General features: G+C 58.8%; 18 protein-coding genes and 1 riboswitch. Of the genes, 13 read left to right on the top strand and 5 right to left on the bottom strand.

All coding sequences use genetic code 11. From position 1 onward, the window contains the following. The first annotated feature begins 7 nt into the window (after positions 1–7). From GOB81_RS04910 to GOB81_RS04900, 3 genes are all read left to right on the top strand, one after another. Positions 8–799 (top strand): alpha/beta fold hydrolase, encoded by a 792-nt coding sequence (locus GOB81_RS04910; RefSeq protein WP_173569239.1) that lies wholly within the window; start codon positions 8–10, stop codon positions 797–799. A gap of 79 nt (positions 800–878) precedes the next feature. Beyond that, positions 879–1,631 (top strand): maleate cis-trans isomerase family protein, encoded by a 753-nt coding sequence (locus GOB81_RS04905; protein WP_277876879.1) that lies wholly within the window; start codon positions 879–881, stop codon positions 1,629–1,631. A 456-nt stretch (positions 1,632–2,087) separates the two neighbouring features. Further along, a complete protein-coding gene (locus tag GOB81_RS04900; RefSeq protein WP_173569238.1) occupies positions 2,088–3,395 on the top strand; it encodes an MFS transporter in 1,308 nt (435 codons plus the stop codon). Positions 3,396–3,715: 320 nt separating this feature from the next. On the opposite strand, the gene GOB81_RS04895 is transcribed toward GOB81_RS04900, so the two are convergent. After that, positions 3,716–4,168, bottom strand: coding sequence for a MarR family winged helix-turn-helix transcriptional regulator (locus GOB81_RS04895; protein WP_173569237.1), 453 nt, complete (start codon positions 4,166–4,168; stop codon positions 3,716–3,718). A 288-nt stretch (positions 4,169–4,456) separates the two neighbouring features. Beyond that, positions 4,457–4,534: riboswitch (Fluoride riboswitch) on the top strand. A 166-nt stretch (positions 4,535–4,700) separates the two neighbouring features. Here GOB81_RS04895 and GOB81_RS04890 point away from each other — a divergent pair. The 6 genes from GOB81_RS04890 to GOB81_RS04865 all read left to right on the top strand — a co-directional run bounded on the left by GOB81_RS04890 (position 4,701) and on the right by GOB81_RS04865 (position 10,618). Beyond that, positions 4,701–5,519 (top strand): universal stress protein, encoded by an 819-nt coding sequence (locus tag GOB81_RS04890; RefSeq protein WP_173569236.1) that lies wholly within the window; start codon positions 4,701–4,703, stop codon positions 5,517–5,519. Positions 5,520–5,552: 33 nt separating this feature from the next. Further along, positions 5,553–5,969 carry a fluoride efflux transporter CrcB gene (gene crcB / locus GOB81_RS04885; RefSeq protein ID WP_173569235.1) on the top strand — a complete coding sequence of 139 codons (417 nt, stop codon included), beginning with the start codon at positions 5,553–5,555 and terminating at the stop codon, positions 5,967–5,969. A gap of 236 nt (positions 5,970–6,205) precedes the next feature. Continuing rightward, positions 6,206–8,665 carry a membrane-bound PQQ-dependent dehydrogenase, glucose/quinate/shikimate family gene (locus GOB81_RS04880; RefSeq protein WP_173569234.1) on the top strand — a complete coding sequence of 820 codons (2,460 nt, stop codon included), beginning with the start codon at positions 6,206–6,208 and terminating at the stop codon, positions 8,663–8,665. Between the two features lie 228 nt (positions 8,666–8,893). Next, entirely contained in the window at positions 8,894–9,841 is a 948-nt protein-coding gene (locus GOB81_RS04875; RefSeq protein ID WP_173569233.1) for a helix-turn-helix domain-containing protein, read from the top strand. 212 nt (positions 9,842–10,053) lie between these two features. Next, complete coding sequence (locus tag GOB81_RS04870) at positions 10,054–10,260, top strand: cold-shock protein (RefSeq protein WP_173569232.1); 207 nt, start codon at positions 10,054–10,056, stop codon at positions 10,258–10,260. A gap of 136 nt (positions 10,261–10,396) precedes the next feature. After that, complete coding sequence (locus GOB81_RS04865) at positions 10,397–10,618, top strand: hypothetical protein (protein ID WP_173569231.1); 222 nt, start codon at positions 10,397–10,399, stop codon at positions 10,616–10,618. A 363-nt stretch (positions 10,619–10,981) separates the two neighbouring features. On the opposite strand, the gene GOB81_RS04860 is transcribed toward GOB81_RS04865, so the two are convergent. Further along, positions 10,982–11,599, bottom strand: a complete 618-nt coding sequence (locus tag GOB81_RS04860; RefSeq protein WP_173569230.1) for an O-methyltransferase — start codon at positions 11,597–11,599, stop codon at positions 10,982–10,984. A gap of 35 nt (positions 11,600–11,634) precedes the next feature. Next, positions 11,635–12,225, bottom strand: a complete 591-nt coding sequence (locus GOB81_RS04855; protein WP_173569229.1) for a PadR family transcriptional regulator — start codon at positions 12,223–12,225, stop codon at positions 11,635–11,637. A 393-nt stretch (positions 12,226–12,618) separates the two neighbouring features. Here GOB81_RS04855 and GOB81_RS04850 point away from each other — a divergent pair, with 393 nt between their 5' ends. From GOB81_RS04850 to acs, 3 genes are all read left to right on the top strand, one after another. Further along, positions 12,619–13,641: an NAD(P)/FAD-dependent oxidoreductase gene (locus GOB81_RS04850; RefSeq protein ID WP_173569228.1), complete on the top strand. Its 1,023-nt coding sequence runs from the start codon at positions 12,619–12,621 to the stop codon at positions 13,639–13,641. A 49-nt stretch (positions 13,642–13,690) separates the two neighbouring features. Further along, positions 13,691–14,863: an alanine racemase gene (gene alr / locus GOB81_RS04845; protein ID WP_242010050.1), complete on the top strand. Its 1,173-nt coding sequence runs from the start codon at positions 13,691–13,693 to the stop codon at positions 14,861–14,863. A gap of 169 nt (positions 14,864–15,032) precedes the next feature. Further along, positions 15,033–16,931 carry an acetate--CoA ligase gene (acs, locus tag GOB81_RS04840; RefSeq protein WP_173569227.1) on the top strand — a complete coding sequence of 633 codons (1,899 nt, stop codon included), beginning with the start codon at positions 15,033–15,035 and terminating at the stop codon, positions 16,929–16,931. Positions 16,932–16,994: 63 nt separating this feature from the next. On the opposite strand, the gene putA is transcribed toward acs, so the two are convergent. Next, complete coding sequence (gene putA, locus GOB81_RS04835; RefSeq protein ID WP_173569226.1) at positions 16,995–20,531, bottom strand: bifunctional proline dehydrogenase/L-glutamate gamma-semialdehyde dehydrogenase PutA; 3,537 nt, start codon at positions 20,529–20,531, stop codon at positions 16,995–16,997. Between the two features lie 141 nt (positions 20,532–20,672). On the opposite strand from putA, the gene GOB81_RS04830 reads away from it, so the two are divergent. Further along, on the top strand, positions 20,673–21,125 hold the full coding sequence (locus tag GOB81_RS04830; protein ID WP_173569225.1) for an Lrp/AsnC ligand binding domain-containing protein: 453 nt from the start codon (positions 20,673–20,675) through the stop codon (positions 21,123–21,125). A gap of 10 nt (positions 21,126–21,135) precedes the next feature. Here the strand turns inward: GOB81_RS04830 and tmpT are convergent, their stop codons facing one another. Further along, on the bottom strand, positions 21,136–21,771 hold the full coding sequence (gene tmpT / locus GOB81_RS04825; RefSeq protein WP_173569224.1) for a thiopurine S-methyltransferase: 636 nt from the start codon (positions 21,769–21,771) through the stop codon (positions 21,136–21,138). Positions 21,772–21,830 lie beyond the last annotated feature (59 nt).

Below are 21,830 nucleotides of genomic sequence, written 5' to 3'. Positions count from 1 at the left end.
TGAAATAATGAGTGATACAAAGCTTCTTTATGGTGCAAATGTTGATGCCAATGGCATCCGTCAGCATTATCTGCGGTATGGCGGTAAGGGCACGCCACTGGTGCTCGTGCCAGGGATCACCAGCCCGGCCATCACCTGGGGGTTCGTGGGTGAGCGGCTTGCCGAGCACAAGGATGTCTACATTCTGGATGTGCGGGGACGCGGACTGTCGTCCACGGGACCGGATCTCGATTATGATCTGGACAGTTATGCCGACGATGTTCTCGAATTCATCAAGGCGCTCGGTCTGAAGGACGTGACGCTCATGGGTCATTCCATGGGTGCCCGGATCGCCATTCGTGCTGCCCGCAAGGACTCTTCGGCGCTGGCGCAGCTTATGCTGATCGATCCGCCTGTCAGTGGACCGGGCCGTCGTGCTTATCCGGCAAAACTCGACTGGTACACTGAATCCATCCGTCTTTCCCGTCTGGGGATGAGCGCTGCCGACATGCGTCGCTTCTGCCCGACATGGACGGAAGAGCAGCTTCTGCTGCGGGCGGAATGGCTCCATACCTGTGACGAACTGGCGACCCGCATCACGTTCGAGAAATTCCACACGGAAGACATCCATCAGGACATTCCGCATCTGAAGCTGCCGACGCGACTGGTCGTGGCGACGCGGGGCGGCGTCATCCAGAAGGAAGACGAGGCAGAGCTTTCCAACCTGAACACCGACATCGAGATTGTGCATGTCGAAGATGCCGGGCACATGATTCCGTGGGATAATCCCGAGGGCTTCTACAAGGCTGTTGCCGTTTAACCGTCCGAAGCAGCACTTTTCAGACATAGCGGGAGGCAGCGTTCCAGTCGCTGCCTCCACCTTTCCGAGATAAAGAATCATGACAAAAATTCATCGCATCGGTCAGATTGTTCCCAGTTCCAATCTCACGATGGAAACGGAAATTCCGGCACTCCTGCGGCTCCGCGAGAGTATCCGCCCGGAACGTTTCACGTTCCATTCCTCCCGCATGCGGATGAAAACGGTCAAAAAGGAAGAGCTTGCCGCGATGGATGCGCAGTCTGATCGCTGTGCTCTTGAGCTCAGCGACGCGGCACTGGACGTGCTTGGCTATGCCTGTCTGGTGGCGACCATGTCGATGGGACTTGGCTATCATCGGGTGTCTGAAAAGAGACTTCACGAAAGAACGGTGGAGAACGGTCATCCGGCACCGGTTGTTACCAGTGCGGGGGCTCTGGTCGACGGTCTGAAAGTGCTGAACGCCAAAAAGATCGTTCTCGTCGCGCCATATATGCGTCCACTGACGGAACTGGTGGTCAATTACATTGCCAATGAGGGGATCGAGGTTATCGATTACGTGGCCCTCGAAATTCCTGACAATCTCGATGTAGCAAGGCATGATTGCCAGCGTCTTCCTGAGATCGTCAAAGGGCTGCGCTACAGCGAAGCGGATGCGGTCGTCGTTTCCGCCTGCGTGCAGATGCCGTCCCTTCCTGTCGTGCCGATGGTGGAAGCAATTACCGGCAAGCCGACGCTCAGTGCGGCTGTCGCCACGACCTATGCCATGCTCAAGGCGCTGGGGCTGGAGCGCGTGGCGCCTGCTGGCGGGGCTCTCCTTTCCGGGGCCTACTGACCAAGAGAACTGGGCGGTCAGGAGCATATGTCCTGACCGTCTTTTTCGGCTGATGGGCATTTTAAAGATTTTTAGGCCACTGCGATAACGACCTGCTCTATGCGATATGGATGAGGCATATGCGGAACTATGATCTGCGTGGCCTCTGGCTCGATGGTTTGGAGTGGTATTTTTTCTTACTCCGAAGCAGAAGCCAGCATTCGGACATCATGTTTCGAAATAAGAAAATTTCTGCAAGCATTAAACATAAAATCCGGTTGCGTTTCCATTCCTGAAACGGAAAGGGAGGGAAAAGCACATTCATCTCAACGAATTGTAATATTTCGATATCGCAATATATGTTTCGTATATATGGTGTGTACGCTATTCATATATCGATGTCGCAACGAATCGCCGAACGATAGTCTGCTGTTTGCGAAGTATCGTTTCTGAAGGCACGTTGGATCTGGGGTGAGCATGAAAGACGTTTCTGTTTCCGGGCAATCAGGTCACGTCGAGACAAGTGGAGAGGGGCTCTATCGGGCCATGGCATGGCGCGTCCTGCCGCTGCTTTTTCTCGGTTTTCTGGCCTCATATCTGGATCGGGTGAATGTCGGATATGCCAAGCTCCGGATGCTCTCGGACCTTGGTATGAGCGAAGCCGTATTCGGTTTCGGGACAGGGCTGTTCTTTCTGGGTTACATTCTTTGCGAAGTGCCCAGCAACCTGCTGCTGGTGAAGTTTGGTGCCCGGAACTGGATCGCCCGCATCCTCGTCACATGGGGGTTGTGTTCCGGGCTGATGATGTTCGTTCAGACGCCCACCCAGTTCTACGCTCTCCGTTTCCTGCTGGGGGTGGCCGAAGCGGGATTCATGCCGGGCGTCCTGTATTATCTCGCTCTGTGGTTTCCACCGCGCTACCGCTCGAAAGTTACGGCAGCCTTCATGGCCGGAATTCCTCTGGCCAGCGTGATCGGTGGTCCACTTTCCGGGCTGCTCATGGAAAGGCTGAACGGTACAGGTGGCTATGAAGGCTGGCGATGGCTGTTCTTCTGGGAAGCATTGCCGCCCGTTGCGATCGGAATCGCTGTCTTCTTCTTCCTCCCCGTTTCTCCTGAAAAAGCCGCATGGCTGAGTGCTGACCAAAAAGACCAGCAACGCCGCGACAATCCAATGATGACCGCATCCTCGGGGCTGGGCGCGAACGTGGCAGCAGCGTTTCGCAGTCCGTGGGTATGGCTGCTGGGTGTGGTGGACGGAACTTTGCTCCTTGGTCTTTATACCGTGGCATTCTGGACACCCTCGATCCTGCATGATGATGGTATCCGCTCGACATTTCAGATTGGCTGCCTGAGCGCCATTCCCCAGATCGGTGCCGTTCTGAGCATGATTCTGGTGGGCCGCAGTTCCGATGAACGCGGCGAGCGTCGCTGGCATATCGTGCTGCCCATCCTGTTCGGAAGCATGGCGATGGCCTGCATTCCCTTTGTCACGGGCAATCCGGTCATGGTCATTCTGTTCATCACGCTGGCGAACATGGGTATTCTGGGCGCACTCCCTCCTTTCTGGGTGCTCCCGTCACTGATGCTGAAGGGCAATGCAGCCGCTGCCGGTCTGGCTCTGGCGGGCTCGATCGCCAATGTTGCCGGTTTTTTCGCCACGGCTCTCGTGGGTTATGCCCGCAGCATGACAGGGGATATGTCGGCAGTGATCTGGCTATTCTCGGGGCTTGTATTTGCCGGAGGGCTTTCTGTTCTGCTTATCCCCACAAGCAGGATGAAATAACCCGGTCTTTTCCAATGAGAGTTCAGGTTAGCAAAGAACGCACCAAGGATGTTGGCCGATGACGGTAGTGACCTCAATGGCTGCACATCTTCCTGTTGGACACCAAAGCCGGTGCGGTCTGTGCAAACTCCTCGCACTTCGGGCACAATGCTCATCTATGACCTATTAAAATAGGGGCATTGCCGCAGTTACGGGAGGACAGATAACTGTCCGTCCGTCACGACGTCTCATGTGGGTGAGGTGTTGTCGCACAAAAGACGAACAGGGATTCATCTTGTAAATCCGCGACAAAGCCAGTCCGCATGTCGCCGCGCTGCATCTTAGTCCGATGAAACGGCAAGCTTTTTGAGAACCTCGAGCGCGGCAAGACGCTCGCAGGGTGTGAGGGGAGAAAGCGTTTCTTCCGTAATATCCCGGGCTGCGGGAATGGCCACTTCGAGTAACGTTTTTCCGGCCGATGTGATCGACACAAGCTTTTGCCGCCGGTCGGCGCTGTCCTGAATGACCTTGATCAGATCCCGTTTCTTCAGGCGGGAAACGATATCCCGTAATGTCGCATGGTCGATGGCCGTCTCATGACTGATCTGGACCAGAGGAGCCGAACCCAGCTTCTGGACCGTCACCATCACCGCGAACTGCACCGATGTCAGGTGCTCGTCTGATATTTCTTTCTGGAAAATAGACGTGTGGCGCTGATAGGCGCGTCGGAGAAGGTAACCTATCTGCTGTTCCAGATCGTAATTCAGTTGGGCATCTTTGGCGGCGTCGGACATTTCGGCGGTGTACCTGCGGAAAAGGCGGGGAGGTGGGGTTTGTTCGCCCGAAATGTGGTCTGATCTGCTTGTTACTGCAAGCCTCCTGCCGCTTTCATGGAGGGCAGGAGTGGAACTCGATAACGTGGATCGTGCATCAGAATTTCCATTGCTGGTGAAGAGTCCTTCAAAGGGTTTAAACGGTGCAGTCCTCCCGGACGGGTAGGGGAAGGTAGTTTCCGCCACTCACCCGACCTTCTGTGGCGTATCCTCATCAGAAACTTGACCCCTGCACGGCGGTGCCTGCATGATGTCTGAGGCAATGGACTCTGCCTGATCTCCCTGGGAGACCGAACCGCCGTAAAGGCTGATGATTCCTACCTCGCCAAATGGCAGCCGAGGGAGGAATCCGTATAGAGCATGCTTCATTTCTGGATCAGAGAATCCCGTGGAACAGACGGTGGCGGCGTTCCTGCGCCTCGCATGACTTTGTGCCTCATGTCTCGTTATTCCTCAGCGCGATTAACCTTCACATGTCGGCAGGAGCATCGTCATGTATATTCTCGCCATTCTTGATCGTCCCGAGACCGCCTCGTTCACTCTTGAGACAACGGCAGAACTGGCCAGAAGGCTGGGGTGTACGGATATTCGGGGCCTTCACCCGCAACTGGCCGAGGATCCGGCTTTTCAGTCGCCGGATGAAGGGATGCCAAGTGACGGGGAGCGCAAGCGTTTCGCGCAGGCCGTGTCCGCACGGGCGGAGAGTCTCCGTCGTATTTTTCAGCACTGGACACAGGACGCGGGCTTGGTGGGCACTTCTCACTGGATTGAAATTGCCGGGGATGTTCGCAGGATCGTGGCCCGCGAAGCTGCCAGTGCTGACATGGTCGTTCTCAGCCGTCCCCGTGCGGATGATCCTGCGTATGTCAGTCAGGCATTTGCCGGAGCATTGTATGACGCGCGCGCGACCGTTGTAGTGGCGCCGCTTCAGCATCATGACACCGTGGGCAGCCATCCCATTATCGCCTGGCATCCTGCGGAGAATCTGGAGCGGGCCCTTGCCGCCGCCCGGCCACTTCTGGAAAAAGCGAGGACGGTAACGGTGATCATCGGTGAACGACGTGCCGGGGAGGTCGCTGATCCGCTTCTGGTCAGCGACCTTCGTGCACAGGGTGTGGCCGTTTCCGTGGAGCGGTTTGTCATTACGTCCCCGAATGTGGGGGAGGACATCAGGAAACATGCTCTGGCTTCGGGAGGCGATCTGCTTGTGATGGGTGCTTATAGCCACGCGCATTTTCTTGAATGGCTTTTCGGAGGCCCGACGCAGGACCTTCTGACCCATGCGACGCTGCCTCTTTTGACGCATCACTGACGCACCGCCAGCAGACTGGAGACAGACCCGCTTATGTTTGCAAATATTATGCCGACTTTTCTGATCGCGCTCGGCGGCGCAAGCGGCACGCTTCTGCGCTACTGGATTGGACTGGCGACCGCGCGCTGGAGTCAGTCGCTGCCCTGGGGCACGATCATGATCAATGCGACAGGCTCTTTCGCCATTGCGTTTTTGGCTGGCATCACCGCCGTCGGAGGGCGCTGGCAGGTGTCCGATACCAGTCGCCTTGTTTTCATGGTCGGTCTCTGTGGCGGGTATACGACTTTTTCGTCTTTCAGTCTCCAGACGCTCGATCTGCTGCGTAACGGCACGCCCGGTCGGGCAGCGCTGAATATCGGTCTTTCCGTTGCGCTCTGCATGATCACGGTGTGGCTTGGTTATGTCGCGGCACTGGCCCTCAATCCCACCCCGCCTGGCGAGGGAATGTGAGTTCCGGTGAAGAGTGGCGGCGTGCATCCGCTGCTCTTGTCCGTCCATGGGGGCGCCACCTGTCTCATGGGTGAAACAGTCAGCTGTTTTTCAATCACACATCCGTGAAGTTGATCGCGAGACCTCTGGCGCGGCGTGCGGTCCGTATGCTGTGCAGGCAGGCTGGCCGCAGGAAGACATCAATTCCGTAATGTCATCTGCTGCGGTCTCATGAAAACTTCAGAAAGAACGCAGGGATGCGAGCGGGTCAACACAGGTTATTTTCCACCATAACCTCAGTTTTACTGGCTGTGGCGGGGCTTTTTCTTTTTTTTGGAGGTGCCTGGCTTATGCTGCTGGGTGGCTCATGGTTTTATGCTCTCGCAGGCGCCCTCATGCTGGTGGTCGCGTTCTGCGGCTTCAAGGCGCCGAAACTGGCCATCCGGCTCTATGCCGCCTTTCTTGTGGCGACCACCATATGGGGGCTGGCGGAATCTGGTTTCAATATCTGGAATCTTGAAGTGCGGCTGCTGCTGCCAGTGGGTTTCGGCATATGGATGCTGTTGCCATGGGTCTGGCGCTCCACGAACAGCTGGCTGGCCGACAAGAGTGTACTGCCCGGCGCGGTTGGTGCCGCCTGCCTTGTGCTGTTCGTCAGCTGCTTCACATCCTATTCCATCAACGGCACGGTGCCGGATGACCGCATGGCCGCAGAAGGTCAGTCAGATCCGGCCGCAAAGGACGTAGCGGATGCCGACTGGCAGGCCTATGGCCGTACGGTCGGCGGTGACCGTTATTCCCCACTGGGTCAGATTTCCCGTGCGAATATCAGCCATCTCAAGCGGGCCTGGGTCACGCGGACTGGCGATGTCCAGCAGGCGGGCGAAGGCACGGTTGCGGGTCCCGATCAGGGACATGAGTTCAATCTGGAAGTCACGCCGCTGAAGGTGGGCAACACGCTTTACATGTGCACCCCGCACAGTTGGGTGGTGGCGCTGGATGCCGCGACCGGCAAGGTCAAATGGAAATTCGATCCTCATCCGGCCATGGCGGATCTGGACAAGAACGTCTATCTCGCCTGCCGTGGCGTGAGTTATTACCGTATCCCCGACGAGATCCAGACGAGCTGCCGGACGCGCATCTACTCGCCTGTTGCCGACGTGCGCATGGTGGCGCTGGATGCGGAAACCGGAAAGCCGTGCGACGATTTTGGCGATCACGGCTTTATCTCCATGCGTTCCTATCTTGGCCATGTGCCGCATGGCTTCCACTTCATCACCTCTCCGCCGCTGGTGGCCAAAAACCGTCTGATCACGGGCGGCTGGGTGTTTGATAATCAGGCCAATTTCGAACCTTCGGGCGCCATTCGCGCCTTTGACGCAACAACCGGTGAAATCGCATGGGCATGGGATGCCGGTCATTCTCCCGAAACGTGGAAGCCGGGTCCGGGCGACATGCTCACCCGTGACACGCCCAATGCGTGGGGGGTCTACACCGCAGACCTCGATCTGGGCATGGTCTATATCCCCACCGGCAACGCACCGCCGGACAACTGGGGTGGTTCACGCCGTCCGTTTGACGATGCGACATCGTCCGCCACCGTTGCTCTGGATATCGTGACGGGCGAACGACGCTGGACCTATCAGACCGTGCATCACGATCTGTGGGACATGGATCTTCCGTCCGGGCCGTCCATGGTCGAACTGCCGGGTGCGGGTGGGGAGATGATCCCGGCGCTGGTGCAAAGCACGAAGCGCGGCGAATTCTTCGTTCTCGATCGCCGCACCGGGCTGCCGATTCCGGGTTATGCCGTGGAGGAACGACGTGTTCCGACGGCAGGAGCCGCTTCGGATGATCGGGTATCTCCGACCCAGCCTTACCCCGCCGCCATGCCCAGCCTGACGCCTCCTGACCTGAAGGAAAAGGACATGTGGGGCGCGACGCTGCTGGATCAGATGATCTGCCGCATCCAGTACAGGCAGTCGGCTTACGAGGGGCAGTTCACGCCGCCGCATGTGGGGCAGACCACGATCGTCTATCCCGCTTTCTATGGTGTGGTGGACTGGCAGGGGGTCACCATCGATCCCGAGCGCAAGATCATGCTGGCCAATGCAAGCTATCTGCCGTTCCGCATCAGGCTTGAAAAACGTCAGGGTCTGGAAAAGACCGGTATCCTGCCGAAATGGAACGGAACGGGTGATGAGCCCGCCGCGAAAGGGAACGCGCTTGCCGTATCACCTGATTATGGCACGCCTTACATTGCCTACACGTCTCCCTGGCTGAATCCGCTGCAGATCCCCTGCAAGGGACCGGTGTGGGGCACGCTGACCGCCATCGATCTGGTGACGAAAAAGATCGTGTGGCAGCATCCGGTGGGAACGACGCGCGATACGGGGCCGTTCCGGACGCACAATAACCTGCCGTTGCCGACGGGCATGTATAACATTGGCGGCAGCATCGTGACCAAGGGCGGCGTTGTCTTCATGGGGGCAACGGCAGATGACTATCTGCGGGCCTTTGACCTTGCGACAGGTAAAACACTTTGGCAGGACCGCCTCCCCGCGGGTGGTCAGGCCACTCCCATGTCCTATGAGGTTGGTGGCAAGCAGTATGTGCTGATCGCCGCCGGTGGTCATGGTGGGCTGGGCACGCGCAGCGGTGATTACATCATCGCCTACACGCTTGATGGCGAGCAGGGGGCCGCGTCCGGGCAGTAATCCCTGACGTGCCTCGGGTGTCCGGTTTCAGCCGGACACCCCCTTTCTTCCCGGAATGCACATCCCTCGCAGGGATGGTTCGCGGGACGTTAGAAAAAGTATTTTATATCAGTGTATTATTGTAATCGTTCCTGAAAGCAAAAACATACGTTTTCTCGGGATCGGAATGCTATACAAGCCGGTCGTGCCGCATATGGATGGGGCATAACCATAAAGCAGTGAACGCAAATGAAGTCGGATTGTGCCAGGAGTGCAGAGGCTTGTTATGGTCCCCCGGCAGGGAGAGATATTCCCGGTGAGATTGCAAAATCCTGGCAACGCTGCGCGCGGTTTTATCAGCTTGATCCGGCGCAGTCATGGAGGCCGGATGTTCTCTCGGGCGCCGAATTCCGGCATGTCAGCGGACGTTCAGCGTTCCTGCTGAAAGCGGGCCTTCCCGAAATGCGCCGCCTGTTCGCGCTCGTGCAGGGTTTGAACATGATGGTGCTTCTGGCCGATCCTGACGCCATGATCCTTGCGCGCTGTCTTGACGAGACCCACCAGTCGGTCAGTCGTCGGCTGGAGTTAAGAAAAGGGGCGATCTGGACTGAGAAAGTCGCCGGAACAAACGGTATCGGCACATCCGTCGAGGAATGTTGTCCCATCGTTCTGGGGCAGGGGGAACACTGGCGCTTCTGCTTCGCGCTTCTGGCCAGCTATGCGGTCCCGATCTTTGATCCGTACGGGCGCGTCGCGGGGGCATTGAATCTCGCGGCCCTCTCGGGGAATACCACGCGTCCCGTTGCCGGTCTGTTACTTGAAATTCTCATGCAATCAGGGCGCCGGATCGAAGAACAACTTTTCCGGGACTATCACGAGGGCGAAAAAATTCTGAGTCTCGGCATGGAAGGTGGCTGCTCCGCGCCTCTGGTCGCCATAAATGACGTGGGGGAAGTCACCGGAGCGACCTATGCCTCCCGGAGGCTGACAGGATGGACGGACGAGATGATCGAGCAGCGTCCCTGTTTCCGCAATGAAATGGAAAATCACAATGAAATCAGCTTTCGGCAGGCGGAGGCGGGTGTCATCCGGGCTGGACTGGCGTTGTCTCAAGGCAATGCCAGCGCGGCTGCACGCAATCTTGGGATCAGCCGCGCAACGCTCTACAGAAAGATGAAATCTATTGGTATGAAATAGAGATTTCGAAATAAATGGTTGTTTGGTCGGTCATTGATTAAAATATGTGATCTTTGTAATTTGATTTCTGAGTGAATCTGTGAGCAGATGCGCATCCGGTGGATGCTCTTATGAGGATGGCAGACGTACGTTGCGTCGGTTTGTCCCGTGGAAGTTACGATTGCGTACGTGTTCTGTATGCACCACTCTAGTTAATATAAAGGAGCCTCGTTATGTCAACAGGCACCGTAAAATGGTTCAATTCGACCAAGGGTTTTGGTTTCATCCAGCCTGAGGACGGAACTGCAGATATGTTCGTGCATGTGACCGCTCTTGAGCGCGCAGGCATTGCCTCTCTTAACGAAGGGCAGCGCGTTTCATACGAAGTCGAAGCAGGTCGCAACGGCAAGAAGTCGGCAGTCAATCTTAAGATAGCGTAAAGCTAACTTAAGCAGCGATGCCGATTGGAAGCCGCCCTTTGGGGCGGCTTTTTTCGTATGGAGAGTGCTTCTGTCTGGTGCGCTTCCTGAGTCTGAGCCCGTTCACGTCGGGCATGAAGCTATCCTGTGATTCCTCATGAAGGCAATCGGGCTCGCAACGAAAAATCTTGAACATTACCCAACGACATCCGCTGTCGATATCACGCTCAGGCATGCTGTTCAGCCTCCGGGGGGCATGACAGAAATCTCATTCGGGCGGCAGCCCGTTCCGGCCATGAGCGAGACGAGCATGTTCGGGGGTCTCTCGCCGGTGCTTCACCTGTCGGATTACGGAGCCCCATCGCTTCACGGTCTTTGAAATGCTCTGGTTATATTGGGCAGATTAAAAGATGGATGGTCCGCAGCCGATTTTCAGGAAGCCAATTGGGACGTCGAGATCGCAACAGAGCGTCCTTGTGCTGGTTGATCACCCTCTCGTCGCTGAAACATGTATCCCGACAGAAACAGTCCGATGACTGTATTTCAAGTATCAATAATGGTTTTTTGATAATATCCCGTATTTTCTGATGCTGCGTGCAGGCGTGCTGAGAACAGAAAAACCGGCATGACTGCACAGTGGCGTCCATGCCGGTTGGTTAATCCTGTGAGTGCAGGACTACGGAGTTTGATCTGTTACGCCCGCAAGAGTGTTTTGTTCAATGGCCGGAAGTCAGGCCGACGGTCAGTCCTGACCGAAACGACTGACTTCGATCCCTGTTCCAACCGGCAAAAGAACGCTTGAGATGCCGGAAAGGCTGCGGATGGCACGACCGTATCGCTGCACATCTTCCGTTCCGGGCCGGATCATGTTGTCGGCCACGATGATCGCACCCTGATTGAGGCGCGGATAGAACGCCTCGAGACACGGCACATAGAGATCTTTCCACAGGTCAACGAAGACGAAATCGACTTTCCCGGGGAGGCCCCCGATCATCTGCACCGCATCCCCCACACGGAAGTCGATCCATTCGTCCAGACCTGCCTGCTCCGCCATCTTGCGGGCATAGGCGGATTTGTAGTCATGGAGTTCCATGGTGATCAGCTTGCCGCCGGAGGCGCGGGCCGCTTCGCCCAGCCAGAGGCCGGAATAGCCAAAGGACGTGCCGAGTTCGAGGATCGTGGGTTTGTTGAGGCTGCGGGCGAGGATGTTCAGTAATCGTCCTGTGTCCGGCCCGATGGCGCGCATGCGCTGGTCGAGGCCGCCATCCCGCCCGCCCGCGGGTTCCTGCCGGGGCTGGCTGCGTTCTTCCTGCATGCGCGTGTGGTAGAGATCGAGAACGGCTGAAAGTCTGTCATCCATGGTCTTGCTCCCTCTCTGCTGATCGCGGGCTGCGCTCAGGCCTGCCCGATGGTGCGGGCCGCCTCATCAAGTAACGCCGCAACCTTCTCTTCGGCTGCAGTATCGAGCCCACCGTCGCTCAGCTGAAGTCGGAGAGCGGTGCGAAAGTTTTTCATGGCGAGCATAACCGGAACGGGAATGTTCTTTCGGTCGCCCGGACCCGTTGTCGCCGTGCGCGAGGCAATCCCGGCAAGGGCATCCCGGTTCGCCGCGAGGAAAGCCTCGCCTTCCGGGGTGAGATGATAATTCTTCCGACCGTCCTCTTCGACGTTACGCACATAGCGTGCCTCATCCAGCCACGTCAGCGTCGGATAGATCACACCCGGGCTTGGCGTGTAGTTGCCGCCGAATTTCTCTTCGATGCTTCGGATCAGTTCGTAGCCGCAGGTCGGTTTGTCAGCGAGCAGGCTGAGGACGAGAAGGCGGATTTCACCATAATCGAACAGCCTGTTGTGGCTTCCCCGGCGTCCGCCGCCGCTGCCCCGACCGTGGCCGTGATGACGGCCCGGACGGGAGGAGGCATCGGCGCCTTCAGGAGAGAAAGCGTGGCGGTCTCGACCGCCTGCGTGTCTGTTTCTGTGTTTCATGATTCCGATATAAATCTCGATATATCTTACGTCAAGATATATCGGAATATATTTTTAAAAATCCTCACTGGCAGGCAAGCGCCCTGTTCGCTGGCTGGAATGTCGAAGCTTTCCTTGATGTAAAGCGAAAAACAGGAGCGACAGGACCTGTGGGTTCGCCAGCCCCGGAGGCTTTTCGGATTGCGTTCCGGCATCTTCATTTCGGCAATAAAGAGATTTCCAGGTCGGATTCTCTACCGACGTAATGCCCGCAAAAACCGTTCCACTTCATTGTCCGGCAGACACTTTCCGGGCCGAATGACCGGCTTCCAGCCTCCAGAGATTGCCTCCGCCATCCTCATGACGCACAAGGACAATGGTAAATGCTCACGGTTCAGGAGGGTCGCTCTCATCATGTCGGGTGCCACGATCAGCACGGATGTCGTCATCATAGGAGCAGGTCCGGCAGGACTGTTCGCCGCTTTTCAGTGCAGTATGCTCAAGATCGGCTGCGTGCTGGTCGATGCTCTGGACGAAATAGGCGGCCAGTGTGTGGCGCTCTATCCTGAGAAGCCCATCTACGACATCCCCGCCTGCCCGGCGATCGAGGGAGCCCAGCTTATCGAGAGACTGGCCGAGCAGATCGAGCCGTTCGGCGTCGAACGGCTGCTGGGAAGGCGGATCGAAGGACTGAGCGGCGCCTCCGGGGATTTCCATCTGACTACGGACAAGGGTGACACGCTGCGGACGAAGGCGGTGATCATCGCGGCTGGTGCCGGCGCTTTCGGGCCGAACCGCCCGCCGCTTGAGGATCTCACAACCTATGAGACTTCGGGTGCGGTCCGTTACAGCGTGCGCCGTAAGGCTGAGTTCGCGGATAAAAGCCTCGTCATCGCGGGCGGCGGGGACTCCGCCATCGACTGGGCGCTGTCTCTCTCGCGGATCGCGAAGAAGATCTATCTTGTTCACCGGCGCGACAAGTTCCGTGCGGCTCCCGAAAGCCTGAGTCAGCTTGAAGAGGCGATTGCACGGGGTGTGGTCGAGAAGATCACGCCCTATCAGCTCAAGGGCTTGCAGGGAGATGGTTCCCGGCTCGCGGGTGTGGAAGTGGCCACGCTGACGGGCGAGACGCGGCTGCTGGAAGCCGAACATCTGCTGGCTTTCTTCGGGCTGGCGACCGATCTGGGGCCGATCGCGCAGTGGGGTATCGACCAGAACCGCTCCACCATCCCTGTCGTGCCTTCGACATGCCAGACCTCGCTGCCGGGCATCTTCGCAATCGGCGATATCGCGTCCTACCCCGGAAAGCTGAAGCTCATCCTGCAAGGATTCAGTGAGGGAGCGATGGCGGCCCATGCCATCTACCCCATCGTGAACCCTCATCAGGCTCTGCATTTCGAGTATTCCACCAGCAAAGGCGTTCCGGGTTCGGAATGAAGGCGCTGACGTAAGGCTCAAAGGAAGCTACTCTGCTTCTCTGAAAAGCATGGATGGACAGCAGGGAGGGGGACTGATGGCGATGGATGTGGCGGCGCAGTGGGCCGGTGGGGTCCTGACGATCAATCTCGGGGCCATCGCCGCGAATTACCGCCTTCTGACGCAGATCGTCCGGCAGGCGGATGGCGAAAGCCATGCGGCGGTATGCGCGGCCGCCATCAAGGCCGATGCTTATGGGCTGGGAGCCTCCCTTGTCGCGCCGGTGCTGGAGCGCGCCGGATGCCGGGATTTCTTCGTGGCTCATCTCGCGGAAGGTCTGGCCATTCGCCCTGCCATCCGCGATGACGCCTCATCCGTCTTCGTCCTGCACGGCCCTCCGCCGGGAACCGCCCGAGATTTCCATGAGGCCGGGCTGACGCCCGTTCTGAACAGCATGGAGCAGATCGCCGAATGGCGTGCTCTGGCAAAAGCGCTCGGGCATCCGCTTGCCGCCGTCCTGCAGGTCGATTCCGGCATGGCCCGTTTCGGCATGACGGCGATGGAAGTGGAAAAACTCACTGCCGACCCGAGCCTGCTGGACGGGATCAGCACTGTTCTCGTGATGAGTCATCTGGCCTGCGCCGACACGCCGGAGGTCGCCAGCAATCACAGCCAGCTTGCAGAATTCCGCCGCCTGAGCGCGCTTCTGCCTGCCGCAAAACGCAGTCTCGCGGCCTCTTCAGGGATCTTTCTCGGTCCCGACTGGCATTTCGATCTCGTCCGGCCCGGCGCCGCGCTCTACGGGGTCAATCCGACACCCGGTAGGCCCAGTCCGGTGCGATCGGTGGTCCGCCTTCAGGCGCGCGTCATCCAGACGCGGACAGTGCCGAAAGGGCAGGCGGTCGGCTATGGCGGTTATTTCATCGCCCCACGGGAAAGTCGGATCGCCCTGCTGGGGATTGGATACGGCGACGGTTTCCTGCGCAGTGTCTCGAATCGTGGCACGGCGATCCTGCCGCGTCGGTCCGACAGACCGCTGCCGGTCATCGGTCGTGTGTCGATGGACTCACTGGCCATCGACGTGACGGATCTGGGTGACGACACGGTCTCGGCGGGTGATCTGATCGACCTGATCGGGCCGCACAATCCGCTTGATGAAGTCGCTTCTGCGGCAGGCACTATAGGCTATGAATTGCTGACCGATCTGGGCGGCCGGTATCATCGCATCTACACATCGGAGTAGAACAGATGGGACCATTGATCGCTCGCATCATAAAAATCCCAATTTTTCCAGTGGTTGGACCGCTGGAGGCAATTTTACTTGTGCAGTCGGGGAATAAGCCGCCACTGTAGAGCGTGCGGCGGTCCTTCATTGCTAACAGAAAAACATCCCTGACAGAGAAACCTGCATCATGTTGCTTTCGCCCCGCCTGACTCCTGAAACATACAAGTGTTTGATTGACGCCGCCCGACAGGACCCGGAAGCCTTCTGGCTCAGGGAAAGCCGCCGCCTGCAATGGATGAACGCACCAACCTCAGCCATGGACACCGGCTCCGGCTGGTTCGCCGACGGCACCCTGAATGTGAGCGTCAACTGTCTCGATCGTCACCTTGAGACACGGGGCGATCATACCGCCCTCATCTGGCAGGGAGAGGATACGGGCAGCGTCCTCCGCCTGACCTACCGGGAACTGCATGCCCGCGTCTGCGCCATGGGGAACGTGCTGCGCGATAGCGGCGTGAAGCGCGGGGATCGGGTGGCCATCCATCTGCCGGGTGTTGTCGAAGGTGTCATCGCCATGCTGGCCTGCGCCCGCATCGGCGCGATGCATGTGGTGCTGTTCGGGGGGTTCTCCGCCGAGGCCATCGCCGATCGTCTGGCCGACAGCGGCGCGGTCCTCGTGATCACCGCCAATGTGGGGCGTCGCGGCGCGAAACGGATTCCGTTCAAGACGACAATGGACACCGCTCTCGGCCTGCGCCCGGAGGCACTGGCCGTGCGCCGTGTTTTGGTGGTCGAGGTGACATGGGACGAAGTGCCGTTGCAGGAGGGGCGCGATGCGCTTCTCACACCGCTTCTCGCTGCGGCCTCGACAGAATGCGAGCCGGAAGTCATGAAGGCGACCGATCCGCTGTTTCTCCTTTACACGTCAGGCAGCACCGGCAAGCCGAAAGGCATCGTGCATGGGACGGGTGGCTATCTGACATGGGCCTCCTTCACGCACGAACTGATCTTCGATCACCAGCAGGGTGATGTCTTCTGGTGCACCGCCGACATTGGCTGGATTACCGGCCATACCTATGTGGCCTATGGGCCGCTCGCCAACGGCGGCACGCTGCTTTTGTTCGAGGGCATGCCCTCCCACCCCGCGCCTGGTCGCTGGTGGGATGTCATCCAGAGTCACAAGGTCACCACTTTCTACACCTCGCCAACAGCCGTTCGGGCCCTGATGAGTGAGGGTGACGAGATTCCGGGTCGTTACAACCTGTCCAGCCTGCGGGTTCTCGGATCGGTGGGTGAGCCGATCAATCACGAGGCATGGACGTGGTTCCATGACGTGATCGGTGGCGGTCGCTGCGCGCTGGTCGACACATGGTGGCAGACGGAAACCGGCGGCGCGATGATCTCGCTGGTTCCCGGCGCCGTTGCGCCCCGTCCCGCGTCCGCGACACTGCCGCTGCCCGGCGTCAATCCGGTGTTGCTGGATGAGAAGGGGCAGCCGCTCGATGGTGCCGTTGAGGGTATCCTCTGCATTGACGGTTCATGGCCCGGGCGGGCGCTTAGCATCTGGAAGGACGACGCTCTTTTCCAGACGACCTATCTCAAGCCCTATCCGGGTCATTATTTCACCGGCGACGGCGCACGGCGCGATGCGGATGGGTATTACTGGATCACAGGCCGCGTCGATGACGTGATCAACGTGTCCGGTCATCGCATCGGTTCGGCGGAGATCGAGGATGCTCTTTCGGAAATCCACGACATTTCGGAAAGTGCCGCAATCGGCATCCCGCACGACCTGAAGGGGCAGGGGCTGATCGTCTATGTCGTGCCGCATCATGGCCTGAGCGACACGCAGCTTGCGGCGCTGAAAGACGCTGTCATCAAAACCATCGCCGCAAAAGTCGGGCGTTATGCAGTGCCGGAACGGGTCTATCTTGTTCCCGACATTCCCAAAACACGGTCGGGGAAAAGCGTGCGTCGCCTGCTGCGCAAGATCGCGTGCGGTGAGACGGAAGGGTTCGGAGATCTCTCCACCCTCGCCAATCCGGCCATCGTGGCTGATCTCATCGCGGTGATCGGCAGGAACTGAACAGAAGTAAAAACATCGTGCCTGTCGGAGGCTAAACCGGCTCCCCGACAGGCACGATGAGGTTCAGGCTGGCTGGCTCATCAGGGCGACATTGCCACCCGAAGCCGTGGTGTTCGTGCTGACGGAACGCTCCTGCACCAGCCATTCCAGCGGGTAGCGCCCATCCGGAGCGGGGGTGATGACCGAGATGACGGCTCCGGAAACCTCTTTCAGATAAGCCTGAAGTTTTCGCAGTGTGTCGGGGATGGCTGCGCACAGAGCAACGTCCGGCTTCGTCGTGCTGCCCGCGACACTGACAGCCCCGCGCAGAAGATGCGGGAGTTCGCCAAGCATTTCCGCAAGTTCGACCGGCACGGTGACGCGATTTCCCACAGCGAGGGCCGCATCGATCTGTCGGACAAGGCTTTCCTTGTCAGGTCCGGTGCACAGGACAAGGCCGCGAGGCGAGAGTTCATAGACGTTCTTTTCCCCGGTCGGTCCCGGAAGGATCTGGATCATCTCTGGCAGCAAAGGCGGCGTGCCGGAGAGATTTTGCCATGAACGGAACAGGCGACTTTCAGGCGAGAGATCGACGGGCTGCCAGTTTGCGTCCGGCGGGCAGGCAGCAAGGAAACGGCGGAGATAAAGCGGGCCGCCTGCCTTGGGGCCTGTTCCGGAAAGACCATGGCCGCCAAAAGGCTGGCTGCCGACGACCGCCCCGACAATGTTGCGATTGATGTAGATATTACCAGCATGAGACTGTTTTGCAGTGTCTGTGGCCTCACCTTCGATGCGCGTGTGGATGCCGAATGTCAGCGCGTAGCCCGTGGCGTTCAGTTCCTCGATCACGCGCTGCCGGTCGGCGCGGGCATAGCGCATGACATGGAGCACAGGACCGAAAACCTCGTTTTTCAGTGTGCGGATCGCGTCGATTTCGATCAGGGTTGGCGGAACGAAGGTTCCCTGCGCACAGCTTTCATCCAGCTCTGACTGGAAAACATTGAAGCCTTGTGACCGCATGCGCGCGATATGGGCTTCGATCCCGGCCTTTGCTTCGGCGTCGATGACCGGCCCGACATCCGTTTTGAGCATATCCGGAGACGCCGTGCGCAGTTCCTGCATCGCACCGCGCAGCATTGTCACAATCCGGTCGGCACATTCTTCCTGCACGCACAGGACGCGCAGCGCACTGCAACGCTGCCCGGCACTGTCGAAAGCGGACGCCACGATATCGCCGACAACCTGTTCGGCAAGCGCCGAACTGTCGACCATCATGCCGTTCTGGCCACCGGTTTCGGCGATGAGTGGGACGGGCGTGCCGTGGCTCGTCAGACGCCCGGAAAGCTGATCGCGGATGGCGCGGGCGACGGCAGTGGAGCCGGTAAAGACCACGGTCTGCACACGTGGGTCGGCCACCAGCCGTGCGCCAGCATGGCCATCACCGATAACGAGTTGCAGGGCATCGGCTGGAACGCCCGCCTCGTGCAGGATGTCGATTGCTGCGGAGGCGACGAGAGGTGTCTGCTCCGCAGGTTTCGCGAGGACTGTGTTGCCGGCAGCGAGTGCCGCCGAAACCTGTCCGAGGAAGATTGCGAGAGGAAAGTTCCACGGGCTGATGCAGACGACCGGCCCCAGCGGCGGATGCGTCGTGTTGTCGAAACCGTCACGGATCTGCGCGGCGTAATAGCGCAGGAAATCGACAGCCTCCCGTAGTTCGCCCACGGCATTGGGGACACTTTTTCCGGCTTCGCGCACGAGAAGATCAATGAGCAGAGGATGCTTCTGTTCCAGAAGATCGCCAGCGCGAAAGAGGTTTTCAGAACGCTGGTCCGGCGACAGGTTCCCCCATGCGCCAAAAGCCGTGACGGACTTGCCGATGGCATCGTTGATCTGGTCGTCGGTGGCGAAATCGATGTGCCCGACGACATCGCGGTGATCTGCCGGGTTCAGGACCCCATGATTGCCCGATCCTGTCGATGGCTGAAGGCTACCGATATCATCAGAAAGTTTGCGGAGAGCATTCTCGTCCCACAAAGGCAGCCCGGCGGAGTTCTCCCGTGAAGGCGCGAACAGCGCTTCCGGCCGGATTACATGCGCCGCAGTGCTTTCCGGCGCGGTCAGCGTCAGAGGATCGGCGATGAGAGATGTTACGGGAATGTTTTTGTCCTGAATCTGATTGACAAAGGACGAATTCGCTCCATTTTCGAGCAGACGGCGGACCAGATAGGCGAGCAGCGTTTCATGGGTGCCGACAGGCGCATAGACGCGCATGGGACGACCGAGAGCCGTGACCTGAGCGGCGAGCGCTTCGCCCATGCCGTGCAGGCACTGGAATTCGTAGGAATTATCGGAAGAGTCCGGTCCGGCCAGCGTGTAGACACTGGCCAGCGTGCGGGCATTATGCGTTGCGAACTGCGGAAAAAGCGCGTCGCGTGCGGCAAGCATCTTCCGTGCGCAGGCGAGATAGGCGATGTCCGTGTTGGTCTTGACGGTGTAAACCGGAAACTCCGGCATGCCATCAACCTGCGCTCTCTTGATTTCAGTGTCCCAGTAAGCCCCTTTTACAAGCCGGACCATAAGCCGATGGCCGGACCGGCGTGCAAGGTCGATCACCCAGTCCAGAACGAACGGTGCCCGTTTCTGGTAAGCCTGCACCACAAAACCAAGACCGTTCCAGCCGCTCAGTTTCGGGTCGAACGCAAGGGCCTCCAGAATATCCAGAGACAATTCGAGACGATCGACCTCTTCCGCATCGATATTGAAACCGATGTCATAACGTGCTGCCAGAGCAGCAAGGTTCGTGAGGCGGGGAAGCAGTTCCGTCATCACGCGCTCCTGCTGGGCACGTGAATAGCGGGGGTGCAGGGCGGAGAGTTTCACCGAAATTCCCGCTCCGTTATAGACGCCTTTTCCACGCGCGGCTGTGCCGACAGCATGGATGGCCTGCTCGTAATCCCGGTAGTAGCGGTCCGCATCCGCAGCCGTCATGGCCGCTTCCCCGAGCATGTCATAGGAATAGCGGAGGTGACGATTCTTGGGGGACTGGCCGTTCTTCAGCGCTTTTTCGATGGTCTCACCAGAAACGAACTGGTTGCCCATGAGCCGCATGGCCTGATGCAGCATGAGCCGGAGTGATGGTTCCGCACAGCGCGCGGCAAGCTGGCCGGTCACTGTTTTTTTGCCTGCCAGGGATAGCAGGTTCGAGGCGAACAGAAGGCCGCCAGCCGAAAGATTCACCAGCGGTGTCTTCGTGCGTGCAATATGGCCGCGCCAGTTCCGCTCCGTGAGCTTGTCCCGGATCAGGGCGTCCTGCGTGGCTGGGTCAGGAATTCTCAGAAGCGCTTCGGCCAGTTCCATCAACGCGAGACCTTCCGGCGTCGAAAGATCGTATTCCCGCACGAGTGTCTGCACGAGGCCCGGCGTGGGGGCAGCGCGCTGCTGCTCCACCAGACGGCGTGCGAGATCATGCGTGCGCGTCTCCTCTTCCGCCGACAGGGAGGCGTCTGCCCTGAGAGACGCCATGCAACTGGTTTCCGGTGTCCAGGTCTGATCGGTGATGGCGCGTCTGAGAGAGGAACGGTCCGGGACGGCGGTGTGCAGGGCGGCGAAAGGAACGACCATTGGCGGTTGCCTGTTCTGGAGTGACTGTCTCTTCCGCATACGTGGTTTTCTGAAAAATTATCTCTGTATTATGGACTATATGACGAAATTATATTCGGTATAAAACCGAAACGGTATCATTCGTTCGGAGGAGGTGGCGGAGTGGACAGTCTCGATCGTAAAATTCTGAGGATTCTTCAGGTGGACGGGCGTATCAGCAATGTCGAGCTGGCGCGCTCCATCCACCTCAGTCCGGCGGCGACGCTTGAGCGTGTGCGCCGGCTTGAACAGAAGGGCGTGATCCAGCGCTATGCGGCGCAGCTCAACCCCGATGCGGTCCAGCTCGGGCTTCTCGTTTTTGTGCAGATCACGCTCGACCGAACCGAGGACGACCTGTTCGAGCGTTTCTCAAAGGCCGTCCGGTCCAGTCCTCAGATCAGCGAATGTCACATGGTCGCAGGCGGCTTCGATTACCTGCTCAAGGCGCGTGTGAAGGATATGGCGGCCTATCGCCGTTTTCTGGGAGAAACCCTGACGCGCCTGCCGGGGATCAGGCAGACGCACACCTATACGGTCATGGAAGAGGTGAAGTCCGACCCGACGCTTCCCGTCTGAGGGTGGTCCGTCAGGGTGCCAGCAGCCAGGCCACTTCCTGCGCCGGGCACCGTCCCTTCAGGCCACCGGGCACATCACGCCGTTTGGCTTCGTGCAGACGATATGTTGTGTCGTAGAGGGCGTGAACGTCACTTTCCGGAACAGAAAAGGGCGGTCCTGACTGGAGTGCCTGACCATATTCCAGCGTGACCAGAAGCTGTGGCGCGGCATGTGTCAGCGCGACGAGGTGGGCGGCGTAACGGTCGCGGATCGGAGGGGGGAGGGCGATGAGCGCCGCGCGGTCATAGATGGCGGCCACCGGACCGAGCGTTTCCGCATCCAGATCGAAAAAATCCCCTGCAAACAGGGTCACGGTCCCCGCGTCGAACCGTTCCAGCCGACCACATTGGGCTATGACAGAGGAAATGTTTTCCTCATCGAAAAACTGTTCGATGGCCTTTCGGCTGAGGTCGATACCGACGACGGAAAATCCCTGTGCACGCAGCCATGAGAGGTCACGTGTCTTGCCACACAAGGGCACGAACACGCGGCTGCCCGGCTTCAGTCGGAGGGCGGCGAAATGCGCGGTCAGCAGGCTGTTCGGCGTGCCTTCGTGAAAACCGATCTGGTTTATGCGCCATTTTTCAAGCCAGAAATCCCGGTCCATGCTGTCCCCTCTCCCACTGTTCCGAAAACAGGTGTGAGAGGGGTATATCAAAGCATCCG

The sequence above is a fragment of the Acetobacter conturbans genome, from assembly GCF_011516755.1.
In the GTDB taxonomy this organism is placed as follows: domain Bacteria; phylum Pseudomonadota; class Alphaproteobacteria; order Acetobacterales; family Acetobacteraceae; genus Acetobacter; species Acetobacter conturbans.
Note: the sequence above shows the minus strand (reverse complement) of the source record. Positions and strands in the feature narration are given on the sequence as shown.